Below are 14,278 nucleotides of genomic sequence, written 5' to 3'. Positions count from 1 at the left end.
CCCGCGCCGGTCAGTCGCGCTTCAACTTGCGGTGGGTGACCCGGTGCGGACGAGCCGCTTCGGCGCCGAGGCGCTCGACCTTGTTCTTCTCGTAGCCCTCGAAGTTGCCCTCGAACCAGAACCACTTCGCCGGGTCCTCGTCGGTGCCTTCCCAGGCGAGGATGTGCGTCGCGACCCGGTCGAGGAACCACCGGTCGTGGGAGATCACGACGGCGCAGCCGGGGAACTGCTCCAGCGCGTTCTCCAGCGAGCCCAGCGTTTCGACGTCCAGGTCGTTCGTCGGCTCGTCCAGCAGGATCAGGTTCCCGCCCTCTTTGAGCGTCAGCGCGAGGTTGAGCCGGTTGCGCTCGCCGCCGGACAGCACGCCGGCCGGCTTCTGCTGGTCCGGGCCCTTGAAGCCGAACGCGCTCACGTAAGCGCGCGAGGGCATTTCGGTCTGCCCGACGTGGATGTAGTCGAGCTTGTCGGACACGACCTCCCACACGGTCTTCTTCGGGTCGATCCCGCCGCGGCTCTGGTCCACATAGGACAGTTTGACCGTCTCGCCGATCTTGACCGAGCCGCCGTCCGGCTCCTCCAGCCCGACGATGGTCTTGAACAGCGTGGTCTTGCCGACGCCGTTCGGGCCGATCACGCCGACGATGCCGTTGCGCGGCAGGTCGAAGGAGAGCCCGTCGATCAGCACCCGGTCGTCGAAGCCCTTGCGCAGCTTCTCGACCTCGACCACGACGCTGCCCAGCCGCGGGCCCGGCGGGATCTGGATCTCCTCGAAGTCGAGCTTGCGGTGCTTGTCCGCCTCCGCGGCCATCTCCTCGTAGCGGTCGAGCCGCGAACGGGACTTGGTCTGGCGCGCCTTGGCGTTGGACCGCACCCAGTCCAGCTCGCTCTTGAGCCGCTTGGCCAGCTTGGCGTCCTTCTTGCCCTGGACTTCGAGCCGCTCGCGCTTCTTCTCCAGGTACGTGGAGTAGTTGCCCTCGTAGCCGACGACGCGGCCGCGGTCGAGCTCCATGATCCACTCGGCGACGTTGTCCAGGAAGTACCGGTCGTGGGTGACGGCGAGGACGGCGCCCTTGTAGCTGGAGAGGAACTGCTCCAGCCACAGCACGCTTTCGGCGTCCAGGTGGTTGGTGGGTTCGTCGAGCAGCAGCAGGTCGGGCGCGGACAGCAGCAGCTTGCACAGCGCGACGCGGCGGCGCTCACCGCCGGAGAGGTGGGTGACCGGCTCGTCCGGCGGCGGGCAGCGCAGGGCGTCCATCGCCTGCTCGACGGTCGAGTCGAGCTCCCAGGCGTCGGCGTGGTCCAGCTCCTCCTGGAGCTGGCCCATCTCCTCCATCAGCGCGTCGCTGTAGTCGGTCGCCATCAGCTCGGCGATCTCGTTGTAGCGGTCGAGCTTCTGCTTGGTCTCGCCGAGGCCCTCCTCGACGTTCTGCCGGACGGTCTTCTCCTCGTTCAGCTCCGGCTCCTGCATGAGGATGCCGACGCTCGCGCCCGGCTGCAGGAACGCCTCGCCGTTGCTGGCCTGCTCGATCCCCGCCATGATCTTGAGCACGGTCGACTTGCCGGCGCCGTTCGGGCCCACGACGCCGATCTTGGCTCCGGGGTAGAACGCGGTGCTCACGTCGTCGAGGATCACCTTGTCCCCGACGGTCTTGCGCACCTTCTTCATGGTGTAGATGAACTCGGCCATGCCATCGATCGTAGAGTGGCTCCTCCGGCGGCCTGACGGCGGTCACCACCGCGCTACCGAGGGTCAGGTCATCCTCACTCCGGCGATATCACCTCCGGGGAGTCATTCCGCCCGTTTGCCCTCGGCGAGGTTCTTCAGCATCGCGTTGTAGGCAGCGAGTTCCTCGCCGCCGGTGGTCTCCTCGCGCCGGTCGCGCCGCTTCGCCTCGCGCTCGTCCTGGCGCGCCCACTGCACCAGCAGCGCGATCAGCACCAGCAGCACCGGCACCTCGCCCGACGCCCACGCGATGCCGCCGCCGAGCCGCTGATCGGTCAGCAGGTCGCCGACCCACGGCAGCTTCAGCGAGGTGTAGAACTCGCGGCCGATCACCGTCTGCATGTTCATCAGGATCACGCCGAAGAAGGCGTGGAACGGCATGGCGCCGAACATCATCCCGAGCTTGCCGACCGGCGGCAGCCGCCGCGGCGCCGGGTCGACGCCGATCACCGGCCAGTAGAAGACGTAGCCGACGAGCAGGAAGTGCGCGTTCATCGCCAGGTGCGCCCAGTGGTAGTTGAGCGCGTTGTCGAAGAGGCCGGAGAAGTACAGCCCGTAGAAGGACCCGACGAACAGCAGCAGCGCGACGATCGGGTTCGTCAGGAACCGCGAAACCGGCGAGTGCACGGCGGCCAGCAGCCATTCGCGCGGTCCGGGAGGGGCGTCTCGGCCGGCGGGAGGGAGCGCGCGCAGGGCGAGCGTGACCGGGCCGCCGAGCACCAGCAGGACCGGCGCGACCATCGACATCAGCATGTGGGTACCCATGTGCACGCTGAACATCGCGGGCGCGTACCGGCCGATGCCCGACGAGGTGGCCAGCAGGATCACCACGCAACCGGCGAGCCACGCGACGGTCCGGCCGACCGGCCAGGCGTCGCCGCGCTTGCGCAGCCGCCGCACGCCGAGCAGGTAGAGGCCGGCGAGAACGATCGCGAGGGTGCCGTAGATCAGGTCGAACCGCCAGTCGGTGAGCAGCCGCCAGAACGTCGGCGGGCCCTGGAGGTCGTAGCCGATGAGGAGTTCGACGGTGCCCGGCTGGGTGACCGCGTCCGGCGGCGGTGGCGTCCGAGCGAGCCCGGACGCGATACCGATGGTGACGAACATGATCAGCACCTCGACCGCGGCGAGCCGCAGCAGCTGGCTGCCGCCCTTGCCGTCGACGAGGTTCGCGACGCCGCGGCTGCGCTGCTGCTGGCCGAAGACACCGAGCAGCAGCAGCGCGACGATCTTGGCGACGACGAGCAGGCCGTAGTCGGTGGTGAACAGGTCGCCGAGGTTGATCCGGACCAGCGCGTTGACGATGCCGGACACCGCCATCACGACCCAGCAGACCAGGGCGAGCTTGGAAAACCGCTGCGCGGCGAGGCTGAGGTTCTTGCCGCGGCGCCAGCCGAGCGCGAGCACGGCCAGCAGCCCGCCGACCCACAGCGCGGCCGCGACGAGGTGGAACAGCAGGCTGTTGGTGGCCAGGTCGTGCGAACCGCCGCTGGCCGAGTGCCCGGTGACCGCGACCGGGACGAGCCCGGCGACGGACAAGAAGAACAGCACCGCCGTCCAGCCCCAGCTGAGCACCAGGCGGCAGCCGAGGGCGAGCAGGATCGCGATCAGCGCCGTCCACAGCCACGCCTTGGGCTGCTCGATCGCGCCGACGAGGCTCAGCAGGGTGTCCGGGGAAAGGACGTCGCCGAACGGCTTGCCCGCGCTGTCCGCGGCGGTGAAGGCGACCGACAGGATCGAGGCGGCGAACCACACCCACGCGGCGATTCCCGCGGTGCGGACCGCGGCGTACCCCTCGGGCGCGAGCGTGCCGGATTTCTGTGGCGGCACGAGGAAAGCGGCCAGCAGCAAGCCGCCGACGCACACGACCGAGGCCGCTTCGGCGAGCACCCGGACCACCGTGACGCCGTAACGCGTGACGAGTCCCGGGTCCGGCAGTCCGGCGATGACGTAGCCCGCGCCGCCGGTGAGCGCGACGAGCCCGACCGCGACGACCGCGCCGAGCACGACTCCGACCGAAAGCAGCGGGAGCACGCTCGTCTTGCGTCCGCGGTTCGGGGCGGGTTTCGTCACAGGTTCCGAGCTCACGGTACGAGAGTAGGCCGGTCGCGCGCGCGACCGTGCGCGGGGCGGGGCGCTCGCCGGGTTTCGCGCCGGATCGCTCGCTTGCGGTGTTTGCGCTGGTCGAGCCGGGTTCCCGGACGGAATCCGGTGCGCGGCAAGGCTTTCCTCTATGCTCCGCCGATGACCAGCAGCCGTCGCCGCCGCCCGACGCTGGACGACGTCGCGGAGGCGGTCGGGGTGTCGCGCGCCACTGTGTCGAACGCCTACAACCGGCCTGACCAGCTGTCGGCGCAGTTGCGGGAGCAGATTCTGCGCGCGGCGGGTGAACTCGGTTACCCCGGCCCGAACCCGACCGCCCGCAGCCTCGCCACGAGCCGCACCGGCGCGATCGCTTTCCTGCTCGATTCGTCGCTGTCAGCGGCCTTCTCCGACCCCGCGCTGTCGATCACCCTGGACGCGCTCGCGAAAACCGTGGAACCCACTGGCAACGCGCTGTTGCTGCTGCCCGGCCGCGAAGCCCAGGAGGGCCCGCCCGCGTCGCGTGTCCTGGCCGCGCAAGCGGACATCGCCGTGGCGTACTCCCTCGCCGACGGCACTCCCGCGCTGGAAGCCGTGCGGGCACGAGGTTTGCCGCTGGTAGTCATCGACCAGCCACCCCTCCCGGACACGGCCCGAGTCGGCTGCGACGACCGCGGCGGCGCTTCGTTGGCCGCACGCCATTTAGTCGAGCTGGGACATCGCCGCTTCGGAATCCTGGCCGCCCCGCGCCTTTCCGCGGTTACCAGCCCTTTCCACGGCACCCGCGAACGCCTCGCCGGTTACCTCGGCACTCTCTCCGCCGCCGGAATCACCGACATCACCATCACCGAAGCCCCCTGGCTCTCCGCCTCGACCGCCCGCGCCGCCGCGACAGACCTGCTCACCGTTTCCGTGCGGCCGACGGCCTTGCTGTGCATGTCCGACCAGCTGGCCTTCGCCGCGATCGCCGCCGCCCACCGGCTGGGCCTGCGCGTGCCCGCCGACGTCTCGATCGTCGGCTTCGACGACACCCCGCAGGCCGTGTGGTCTGAACCACCCCTCACCACCGTGCGGCAGGACCTGGCGGGCAAGGGCCGCGTCGCGGGGGAACTGGTGATGGACCTGCTGGCGGGGGAACCGGTCCCGCCGCCGGTCGAACTCCCGGTGTCGCTGGCCGTCCGCGAAAGCACCGCGGCGATTTAGCAAGACCGCTCGGCGATCTGTGGACAACTAGGTCTCGTCCGGGTGACGGGAAACTACTTGTCCACAGACGCGGGAATGCGGGCAGACAAATCGCACGAAACCCGCCAAGGTGGAGACATGCCCGGTTTCCCGGGATACCGCCGGCTTCTTCGCCCGGCATCGCTTCGATTGAGGGGGAGTTCCCACGATGTTCCGCCGCCTGCTGCCGTCCCTGCCCTTCCCCGGCCGCCGCGCCTGGCCCACCGCCGCCCCGTCCCGCCTGCCCGGCGTATTGCTGCTGGTCACCGCCGGTCTGCTGACCACTTCCGGCCTGGCCCAAGCCGCTCCCCCCGCCCCCGCCTGCGGTGCGGGCGAGTTCTGCCTGTGGGACACCGAAACCTATTCCGGCGGCGTGCGGAGTTATGACCTGCGCGCGGCGAATCCGGGTGATTGCATTCCCCTGCCCGAGGGATTCCAGGGCCATTCCTTCGTCAATCGGATGACCCGCGACGTCACCATCTACCAAGGAGCCGACTGTTCCACCGAGGGCGATTTCATCACCTATCCGGGCGGTGGCACGTACGTTCCGCAGTCCCCGTTCGCGGTGCGTGCCCTGAAAGTGTGGGAATAACCCCTCCTCCGAGACCGGGCCAGGCGAACGAGGCAGCTCCAGGCCGAGTCGACTCGCAGCCCCAGTTCGCCGGCCCGGGGGCCGCACCCCCGAGCGGCCCCTAGGCCCGTGGGCGCGCAGCCCGGAAGATCCGCGCCCACGGGCCGCTGCCCCTCGCCTCCCGCTCCCGGCCCCCGACCTGGGAACGGGAGGCGAGGCACGGACTCCGTCTGCGTTCCACCGAAGCTCAGGCGGCTCGGCACCGTTCGGGTGCGAGTCTGCCGTGCTCCGTGGCTGCCCGCTTCCCCGTCGCAGCAGACCAGCATCCACCTGGCGTCAGCTTCACGCACGGACCTGGTGGCAGGGTCCCGTGCGCGGCCCTCCGCCACACCGTTTGCCCGGACGACGTGGTCCAACCCCAGCGCCGGTCGGACGCCTCGGAGCCTGACCGCAACCGCCGAACCGCCGAATCGCCCCCGCCCGGCCAGCCGCCGTACATCACAAGATCGCCACAGTCTGCCCAGCCGCACAGCCCGCCCCCGAGCCCCGTCCCGCCGCCCCGTCCAGGAGATCCAGGTGCCCAAGCTGCACAAACCGCCGCCCGCCCGCCACAACAGGCCGCTCCCCCGCGCAGTGCGTACCGGAACCGTCGCACGCTGTGGCATTCCGCCTCCGGAGACCCGCAAATCCGACGAACGGAAGCTGAAACGATTCGACGGTGTCGAACGATCGAGAGATTGGCGATGACTAAGCTGCCCATGCTGGAGGTCAGCAGCTGTCAGCCACCCGGGCCCTCGTAGCTCAGCTGGATAGAGCAAGAGCCTTCTAATCTCTAGGTCGCAGGTTCGAGTCCTGCCGGGGGCACAAACGGCCTGGTCAGGGGAACCCCTGGCCAGGCCCGGCCGAGGGCCGGAAACCAGGCGGCCCACCCCTTTGCCGTACGCAGCGCACCGGCGATCCCGCTCGCAGGCCTTGACCCGAGCCGACACTCCTCCTCATTGAGCCGTACCTCGCCGCACGGCTGCACCACCCGCCATCACGACGCCTCAACCAGGCCGAAACGCATTCGTGATCTCGCCCGCAACCAGCTCGCCTACCCCAGGAATCCGCCATGCCCGACCGCCCCGACCCCAGCAGACGAACTCAAAACCGAGCCGCCAGAGCCCTCTTCGAGCAAGCCCGGCGCGCCGGTCTAGTCCAACGACACCTCCGCAAGCTCCACCACTTCGCCCGGCACCCGAACCCGCCCACAGCAAGCACACCGCAACCAACCGCCGCCACGGCACCCACACACCTCAGCCAACCGCCCCGGACGCAGCGACAACTCGCCCTTGGCATAGACCTCGCCCACCGGCCCGCAACACCGCCACCCCGACAGTCCACAAAGACCACCGCATCGGACGAAGCCGCGTAGCCGCCTAGCAAAACGGCTTTCGACTCAGGTGGTGGCGCCGGACCGACCTGTCTCGCGTTCCCCCGGGGTGCCACTACCCGTGCCGCGCGGTACATCCGGGGAAGGCCAGTGCCGACAACGGCCAGCGGGAACTCCGCCAGGAAGACTTCGACAACGAGGACACCACCAACGATGGCGGACTGATTGCACAACCAAGCGGCAGCAAACTGACTTCCACCGTCCCTGGAAAGCCGGAGCAGCCGGCCTCATCGGCAAGGGCCTCGGCGTCGAAATCGCGCTGGACCGATGACCGACCGCGCCCTTCGGACAATAGGTCAGCGGCGACGTCGCGGTCCAATGTAGACCGCTCGGGGCCGTAGCCGGGACGGCCGTTCGCAGGCTTCCGCCGCATGGGCGAGCCAGCCTGCGGTCCTGGCCACGACCACCAATCCCGTCGAAGATTCCTCGGGCCAGCGGTGGAGCCAAGCCATGGCACCGAGTGCGAAGTCGATATTGGGCGCAGGCAGGCCACGCCGGGTTGCCGACTCCAGTACCGACCGCACGAGGTCCTGCCGATCGCTGCCCGCGTGGACCCGCTCAAGAGCGGCCAGCAGATGCGGAGCCCGGGGGTCGCAGTCGGTGTACACCGGGTGCCCGAATCCCGGCAGCTCACCCGCGCGCCGGTCTGCTGAGGCCACAACGGACAGTCCTTCTTCCGCGACCCGTCGCAGCATCCGGTGAACGTCGCGGGCAGTTCCGCCGTGATCGACCGCTCGCATGGCCTGAATTCCGATGCCCACCACGGCGTAGGGATCCGCGCCGACGGTGGCGGCGATTCGCGACGCGAAGGTGGACGCCGCGAGTTCGTGGTCGGCCAGCAGGCACAGGGCCAGGTCGACCGGTGCGGAGGGAAGGCTGTCCTCGCGGGCGAGCCTGTCGGCGAGGACGGCCGCGACCGGTCCTGACGCCGGGCGCGGATCCGGGTGCGCCGAGATCGCCGAGGCCATGGCTGGGATGAGCCGCCTGCCGACGCCGGCGACCGCGTCCGGTCCGAGCTCATGGCGTGCCGGATCCACCATGCCCAGGACCGATGCCACCGCGCACATCCGGTCGAGCACCCCTGCGGCCGAGGGGAGCGCGGCGAGCACGCGGGTGGCCTCCCGCCGATTCGCGCTCGGCCAGAAAACCGGGCCGTCGGGCAACTCCGCGGTCCAGAGCAATTCCGCGACGTCCTCGAAACTCCGGTCCAGCAAGTCCTCGATCGGATAGCCGCGAAACGCCAGCGCGCCCGCCGGTTTGAGATCGGTGACAGCGGTCTCGACGCGGATCTCGACCTGACCGGCTCGTTCTCGTTTCGCCGTACGGGCGGCGAGAGCCTCGACCTGTGCTCGTTCGTACTCGGAACGGCGGCCGCCACCGCCGCGCACGGGCCGCGCGGTCAGGACGCCCCGGCTCGCGTAGGCGTAGAGAGTGCGCACGGTGACGCCCAGCCGATCCGCGGCTTCGGCCGCAGTCATCCACTCGCAGGCCATGTCCCGGACCATAGTGCAGTCAATCAACGTTGACAACGTTGATTGTCGCTGGTCAGAGTCAGTGCATGGCCATCTCGAACAGGGGCGGACTCGGTCCGCGTTTTCGTGGCTTGTGGTGCTCGACCGCGCTCTCCGACACCGGCAACGGCATTTTCCTTGTCGGCGCGACACTTTTCGCCATCCGCACCTGGGAAAGCCCCGCCCTCGCCGGGCTCCTGTTCACCCTGGCGACCATTCCCTGGCTTGTCGCGGCCATCCCCGCGGGAATCGTCGTGGACCGCATGGAAGCGCACCGCGTGATCCAGGTCGCCAACCTCGCGCGCGCGGCAACGATGCTCGCGGTCGGCGTCGTCAGCGCCACCGGGCACATCTCCGCCGTTGTTCTCGCCGTAGCTGTTTTCGCTTCGGGCGTGCTCCAAACCTTTGTCGACGGTGCGGCAGAAGCACTTGTCCCCGAACTCGTCGCCCGCGAACGACTCTCGGACGCGAACGGCGCGCTGTCCGTGTCGACTCGGGTCTTCTACCAGTTCCTCGGGCCCCCGATCGCCGGTCTGGCCTACGCGCTCTGGCCGTCGGCAGCGGCTCTGCTCTCCAGCACTCTCTGCGGGCTCTCGACGTTGTGCATCGCCGCCGTACGGCAGCCATGGCCGCACCGGCGCGGAGCCAGAGGCAAGATCGACATCCGGAGCGGCCTGCGTGTAGTGGGCCGGAACCGGACCCTCAAAGCCGCTATCGCCATCAGCGGCCTCACGAGCATCGCCAACGGCAGCTATCTGACCGCCTTTGCCGTCTACGCCAACTCCGGCACCGGCCTCGGCCTCACCCCGGCGGCCTACGGAGTGCTCACCGGCCTCGTCGGCGCCGGAGCAGGCGTCGGGGCCTGCCTCACGAGCCGGGCCGAACGGCTCTTCGGAGAGGTCGCCACGATGCGGCTCACCCGCCTCGGCTGGGCTTTGCTGTTTCTCAGCCCATTATTGCGCTCTCCCTGGCTCATCGCGCCTGTCATGGTCGTGGGGAGCGCGTTCGGGGCGATGTGGGCTGTGCAGGCCATGAATCTGCGGCAACGCGCCACCAGCCCTGGCCAGCGAGCGCAAGTCCTTGGCGTTTTCCGAGCCCTGGCTTATGGAGCCACACCGCTCGGGAGTCTCACCGCCACTACCTTCCAGAACACCGTCAGCAGTCAGTTACTGCTCTGCGCTGCCGCAGCGCTCACTGCTGCCACCGTCGCCCTTGTCCCCAGCAGCGAAAGCCTCCGGAGCGAAACTCACCGCACGGACCTCACTTGACGAAGCAGTTCACGCTCGCACGAAGCGAATCCGTTCCTGCAAAACTTCTTCAAGCATCACCAGCCCGGGACACCTCCGCATTCAAACACATGGTTATCGCCGGCTCGATCGTCACAACCGGTGCTGAAACCAGCTCCGCCAGCCGGTCGAGGACCGCCAGGAACGCATCTTCCGGCACCACCGGAACACCGAGCTCACGTACCTTGCCCGGCAACGAGTTCGGGTCCGCCGCCGCGACCACGCGAGCCTGCCTGCAGACGCGCCCGGTCACTCTGACGCCCGCGGACGCGGCCTGCTCGACGATCTCCTCGCGTCCCCGCGCCATGCTCCCGGTCAGCACCACCTTGTCCCCTGGTCGCAGCGCGAGCCCGCCGAGTCTGCTGCCGGAAGACGCCGCAGCGCGTTCCTCGTCGAGGATTTGATCCACCACCGCGTGATCGAGCGCGAGAAGCGTCGCGACAGTGAGCAAATCGTGTCGCTCCTCGTCGGTGACGACCTCGTCGGCCCCTGCCTCGCGGGCAAGATCGCGCTCATAGCTCACATGCAGTGCGACCAATTCGTTCCGCCCCAGATCGAGATCCAGCGCGAGGTCGACAAGCATTTCCCCCTTTGTCGACGACATGTCCCGGTCGGGCAGCAGGGCGTCGAGCATCGCCAAGTACGCGTCGGCGACAGGTTCCTCGTCGCGCGGCATCCGCTCTGCCAGGCGGGCGAGAAAGTGCGGTTCCGCGTGTCCTGGTTCTCTGCGCCGCACCGCCGTTGCAGTGCCGGCTGGAATCCGCGGCCAGTCCCCGAATGCGGCGCGCACCTGCGCTTCGGCGAGCGTCACCGCACTGGTTGAGCGTCGGCGGCCGCCACCACGATCGCGGGCGAGCGCGGCCCACCCGACCGATTTCCGGTCGGCGCACGCGCGCTGGATCCAACCCAAGATCAGCTGCCCGGCCGCGCAGGACGTCTGGGGCGTCTCTTGGGCGGGCATGGACGGCTGGTGGAACGACGTCGTCGAGCAAGGCGGTTCGTCGGCGCGCCGCGTGAACGGGATCGCGCAGTACGTGCTCTGGTGGGAGATGTTCCCGCACAACGACATCCACATTGCGAGCCCGGCCGAACCGGGCGACCCGATCGACGCCGCCGTCACCTGCGAGCCCGCGACCAGGAAGTTCCGCATCGTCGTCAAGGACCTCATAACCGGCAGACGCTGGTGCCGGTCCAGCCCTGCTACCCGGAAACGGGCGGATGCCCTCGCGTCAACGCCGAGCTGATCGCCGAGACACCGCTCGGCGGGACCTCGGACATGTCAGCCAAGTCAGCCCGTCGAGCGGTGTCCTCAAGCAGGCGGACCGCGGGGCGCGTCCTTCAACACGGTGTGGGTCTACGAGTAACGCCTGCTCGGTTCGCGATCGTCAGACCAGCAAGACCCGCCGTCCACGAGTGTGTCCCGCCTGACTGTCCGCGTGTGCCGCCGGAGCCTCGGCCAGCGGGTAGGACTTGGCGACTGGGATGCGGAGCTTTCCGCGCTCGACCAGGTCGACTGTCTCGGCCAGGGCTTCCTTCATGTTCCCGCCCGTCCCGGCGAACCGGATGCCCAGCATCGGGGCCTCCAGGTCGGCGATCGTGATCACCTTGTCCGGGTCCCCGGTCAGGTCGAGCAGGCCGCGGATCACCCCGGTGCCGTTGAGGTCGAGGGCGGCGTCGACCTGGCCGAGCCGGCGCACCCGGTCGACCCAGCCCTCGCCGTAGGTGGTCGCGATCGCGTCCAGGCTTCGCACGTAGTCCTGATTCGCGGCGCTGGCCGTGCCGATCACCTTGATTCCCCGGTCACGGGCGACCTGCAACACCGCCGATCCGACTCCGCCCGCGGCGCCGCTCACCAGCAGGGTCTGTCCAGTTTGGACACCCACCAGCCGGAGGACGCGGAGCGCGGTCTCGACCACCGACGGGTACCCGGCCGCTTCGGCGAAGGTCAGCCCGGACGGCAACGGCGCCCAGGAATTCAGCACGGCGAACTCGGCGTAGGTATTCGAACCTCGACCCAGCACCGGGTCCCCCACCGCGACGCCGGTGACGCCTTCGCCGACCTCGTCGACCATGCCGGAGGCGTCCTGGCCGACGCCGGAGGGCAGTTCGATCGGGCGGATCCGCTGGAACTGGCCCTCGCGAGTGCGCCAATCGTGCGGGTTCACGCCTGCCGCGCGCACGGCGACGCGGATCTGGCCGGGTCCGGCGTGGGGTTCGGGGACTTCTGCCAGCTCAAGGACTTCGGGGCCGCCATAGGCGGCGAAGCGCACTGCTTTCATGCCGCCAACTTAACAACAACGGTTAGTGTTTTGCAACGGTTAGTGCTATGGTCGGCCGCACCGAGCCAGCTCCTCTCCGAACGGGAGTAACCGTGCATCCACCTCGCATCGACGCCGGCATCGAAATGAAGACCCGCGACGGCGTCACCCTCGCCGGCGACCTGTACCGACCGGCAACGGACGGCCGCTGGCCCGTGCTGCTGCACCGGACCCCTTACGACCGCACCGGCGTTTTCCGCGTTTCGGGGCTCGTGGCCGATCCGGTCTGGCTGGCCCGCCAAGGCTTCGCGGTGCTGGTGCAGGACAGCCGCGGGCGGTTCGGGTCCGGCGGCGAGTTCGACTTCATCGCGCAGGAGTACAACGACTCCTCCGACGCGATCGACTGGGCCGCGGCGCAGCCCTGGAGCGATGGCAACGTCGGGATTTACGGCTCGTCCTACCTGGGCATGACCGTGCTGCAGGCGGTCGCCGCGCGGAATCCGCGGCTCAAGGCGGCCGTCGCGATGATCGGGACCGCTGACCTGCGCCACACCGCGCGTCCGGGCGGGCTGTTCGAGCTGGGCTTTCTGACGCTGTACGCACTCGGGATGGTGCAGGAAGGTCTGGACCACACGTCGTTGAGCGCGGCCGAACGGAAGCGGGTGCGCGAACTGCTGGACGAGGCCTTCGCCGATCGCCGTGCCGCGGTGAGCCAGTTGCCGCTGACCAGTCTTGCCCCGCTCGACGACCGCCGTGTCGCGCCGTTCTGGACGGATTGGCTGCGGTCGCCGCACGACCCGTTCTGGGATCGGCCGACGCTGCTCACCGAGCCTGAGCGGGTCGACATTCCGTTTCTGCAGATCAGCGGGTACCGGGATTTCACGAGTCCTACCCAGTTCCGGCTCGCGACCCGGTTGGCCGACAACGAAAAAGCGGGGCTGATCGCAGGGCCGTGGACCCACGCGGGCACCTACAGCGCGTTCAGCGACGTCGGTGCGCGCGTGTTGCCGAACGCAGCGGCGGGGGTGCCGACCTGGAGCCCGGTGCTCGCCGCGTTCTTCGACAGGCATCTGCGCGGCGGAGACGGCTCGGATTACCCGGCGGCTGAACCATATCTGTCCGGGCGGGTCCGCTATTTCGTTGGCGGATCGAATACCTGGGCAACCGCGCCGGCGTGGCCGCCCGCATCGACAGTCGAAGAATGGGCGCTTTCCGCAGCCGGCCTGCTGACACAGGAGGGAGGGCACGGTTCGGAAACATTCACTGCCGATCCACATGATCCATTTCCCACCCACGGCGGGGTAGTCGCGTTCGAAGGCGATCCAGCCTCGGCACCGGGCGGCATCCAGGACCAGCGCGCGGTCGATAAGCGCGAAGACGCACTCCGCTACACCAGTGCCCCGCTGACCGAGGAAGTGACGATCGCCGGGCAGGCTGAACTGATCGCGTACGTCACCAGCACCGCGCCGGATGCCGACATCTGCGTCACCTTGGTGGACGTCGAGCCCGGCGGTTTCGCGCTCAATGTCGCCGAGGGCGCGCAACGGGCACGGTATCGCAACGGCGGAGACACTGACTGGCTCGATGCCGAAGAACCCAGCCGCGTAACGGTTGCCCTGCACGACGTCGCGCACCGATTCGCCCGGGGACACCGAATCAGGGTCCAGCTCGCCGGGTTCAGTTTTCCGCGCTACAGCCGCAATCTGCACACTCGCACGGTGCCGGAATTCGGCACTCTCGACGAGGCGGTCGTCGCGCAGCACACCGTGCACCACACCTCAGCGCTGCGCCTTCCGGTGCTCGGCGCGTAAGAACCAGGAGAATTCCATGTCCGAGATCGTGGTTATCGCTCGCCTCCAAGCCAAACCTGGCCGCGGGTCCGAAATGCTCGCACTGTTTTCCGAACTGGTCCCCGAAGTGCTGCGCGATGAGCCGGACACGTTGCGGTATGCCTTTTACGTCGAGCCGGATTCCGACCCGTTGCGAGTGACAGTGGTCGAGAAGTATCCCTCGCGCACGGCACTCGACGCGCACAACACCGGCGTGCTGACCAAATACCTGCCCCGGCTGCTCGAATTGCTCGACGGCGCACCCGAAACTGTCGAGCTGCGACCGGCGGAGCTGGCGGTCTCGGTCAGCACGGACGACGCGGCCCGGCTGGGCCTCTAGCCGGGAAAAGCAGGCCACCAGATCCCGC

The 14,278-nt window shown here is 68.9% G+C and carries 11 protein-coding genes and 1 tRNA gene; 7 read left to right on the top strand and 5 right to left on the bottom strand.

All coding sequences use genetic code 11. The features are described from left to right. Positions 1 to 10 precede the first annotated feature (10 nt). Both ettA and BM362_RS35325 read right to left on the bottom strand, forming a co-directional pair. Positions 11 to 1,687, bottom strand: a complete 1,677-nt coding sequence (ettA, locus tag BM362_RS35330; protein ID WP_093576113.1) for an energy-dependent translational throttle protein EttA — start codon at positions 1,685 to 1,687, stop codon at positions 11 to 13. Between the two features lie 102 nt (positions 1,688 to 1,789). After that, positions 1,790 to 3,808, bottom strand: coding sequence for a bifunctional copper resistance protein CopD/cytochrome c oxidase assembly protein (locus BM362_RS35325; RefSeq protein WP_208865430.1), 2,019 nt, complete (start codon positions 3,806 to 3,808; stop codon positions 1,790 to 1,792). Positions 3,809 to 3,964: 156 nt separating this feature from the next. Between BM362_RS35325 and BM362_RS35320 the strand changes: the two genes are divergently transcribed. The 3 genes from BM362_RS35320 to BM362_RS35310 all read left to right on the top strand — a co-directional run bounded on the left by BM362_RS35320 (position 3,965) and on the right by BM362_RS35310 (position 6,458). Then, a complete protein-coding gene (locus BM362_RS35320; RefSeq protein WP_093576198.1) occupies positions 3,965 to 5,005 on the top strand; it encodes a LacI family DNA-binding transcriptional regulator in 1,041 nt (346 codons plus the stop codon). Between the two features lie 187 nt (positions 5,006 to 5,192). Beyond that, complete coding sequence (locus tag BM362_RS35315; RefSeq protein ID WP_208865429.1) at positions 5,193 to 5,615, top strand: peptidase inhibitor family I36 protein; 423 nt, start codon at positions 5,193 to 5,195, stop codon at positions 5,613 to 5,615. 769 nt (positions 5,616 to 6,384) lie between these two features. Next, positions 6,385 to 6,458 (top strand) — tRNA-Arg (locus BM362_RS35310). Positions 6,459 to 7,322: 864 nt separating this feature from the next. On the opposite strand, the gene BM362_RS35305 is transcribed toward BM362_RS35310, so the two are convergent. Continuing rightward, the gene (locus BM362_RS35305; protein WP_167545562.1) at positions 7,323 to 8,519 is read right to left on the bottom strand and encodes a citrate/2-methylcitrate synthase; all 1,197 of its coding nucleotides are present in this window, start codon (positions 8,517 to 8,519) and stop codon (positions 7,323 to 7,325) included. Positions 8,520 to 8,584: 65 nt separating this feature from the next. On the opposite strand from BM362_RS35305, the gene BM362_RS35300 reads away from it, so the two are divergent. Further along, positions 8,585 to 9,805 carry an MFS transporter gene (locus BM362_RS35300; protein WP_093576110.1) on the top strand — a complete coding sequence of 407 codons (1,221 nt, stop codon included), beginning with the start codon at positions 8,585 to 8,587 and terminating at the stop codon, positions 9,803 to 9,805. Positions 9,806 to 9,854: 49 nt separating this feature from the next. Here BM362_RS35300 and BM362_RS35295 read toward each other — a convergent pair whose 3' ends face one another. Beyond that, positions 9,855 to 10,634, bottom strand: a complete 780-nt coding sequence (locus BM362_RS35295; RefSeq protein WP_163069772.1) for a hypothetical protein — start codon at positions 10,632 to 10,634, stop codon at positions 9,855 to 9,857. Between BM362_RS35295 and BM362_RS35290 the strand changes: the two genes are divergently transcribed. Beyond that, positions 10,570 to 11,067, top strand: coding sequence for a G1 family glutamic endopeptidase (locus BM362_RS35290; RefSeq protein WP_157905144.1), 498 nt, complete (start codon positions 10,570 to 10,572; stop codon positions 11,065 to 11,067). The two genes, BM362_RS35295 and BM362_RS35290, sit on opposite strands and share 65 nt — an antisense overlap. A gap of 141 nt (positions 11,068 to 11,208) precedes the next feature. Here BM362_RS35290 and BM362_RS35285 read toward each other — a convergent pair whose 3' ends face one another. After that, on the bottom strand, positions 11,209 to 12,102 hold the full coding sequence (locus tag BM362_RS35285; RefSeq protein ID WP_067594431.1) for an NADP-dependent oxidoreductase: 894 nt from the start codon (positions 12,100 to 12,102) through the stop codon (positions 11,209 to 11,211). Between the two features lie 92 nt (positions 12,103 to 12,194). Here BM362_RS35285 and BM362_RS35280 point away from each other — a divergent pair, with 92 nt between their 5' ends. After that, positions 12,195 to 13,892, top strand: a complete 1,698-nt coding sequence (locus tag BM362_RS35280) for a CocE/NonD family hydrolase (protein ID WP_167545561.1) — start codon at positions 12,195 to 12,197, stop codon at positions 13,890 to 13,892. Between the two features lie 16 nt (positions 13,893 to 13,908). Next, positions 13,909 to 14,250 (top strand): putative quinol monooxygenase, encoded by a 342-nt coding sequence (locus BM362_RS35275; protein WP_067594437.1) that lies wholly within the window; start codon positions 13,909 to 13,911, stop codon positions 14,248 to 14,250. Positions 14,251 to 14,278: the final 28 nt, after the last annotated feature.

This window comes from Amycolatopsis rubida, from assembly GCF_900115345.1.
Lineage (GTDB): Bacteria > Actinomycetota > Actinomycetes > Mycobacteriales > Pseudonocardiaceae > Amycolatopsis > Amycolatopsis rubida.
The sequence above is the reverse complement of the archived record's forward strand: the minus strand, read 5'-3'. Positions and strand labels throughout refer to the sequence as shown.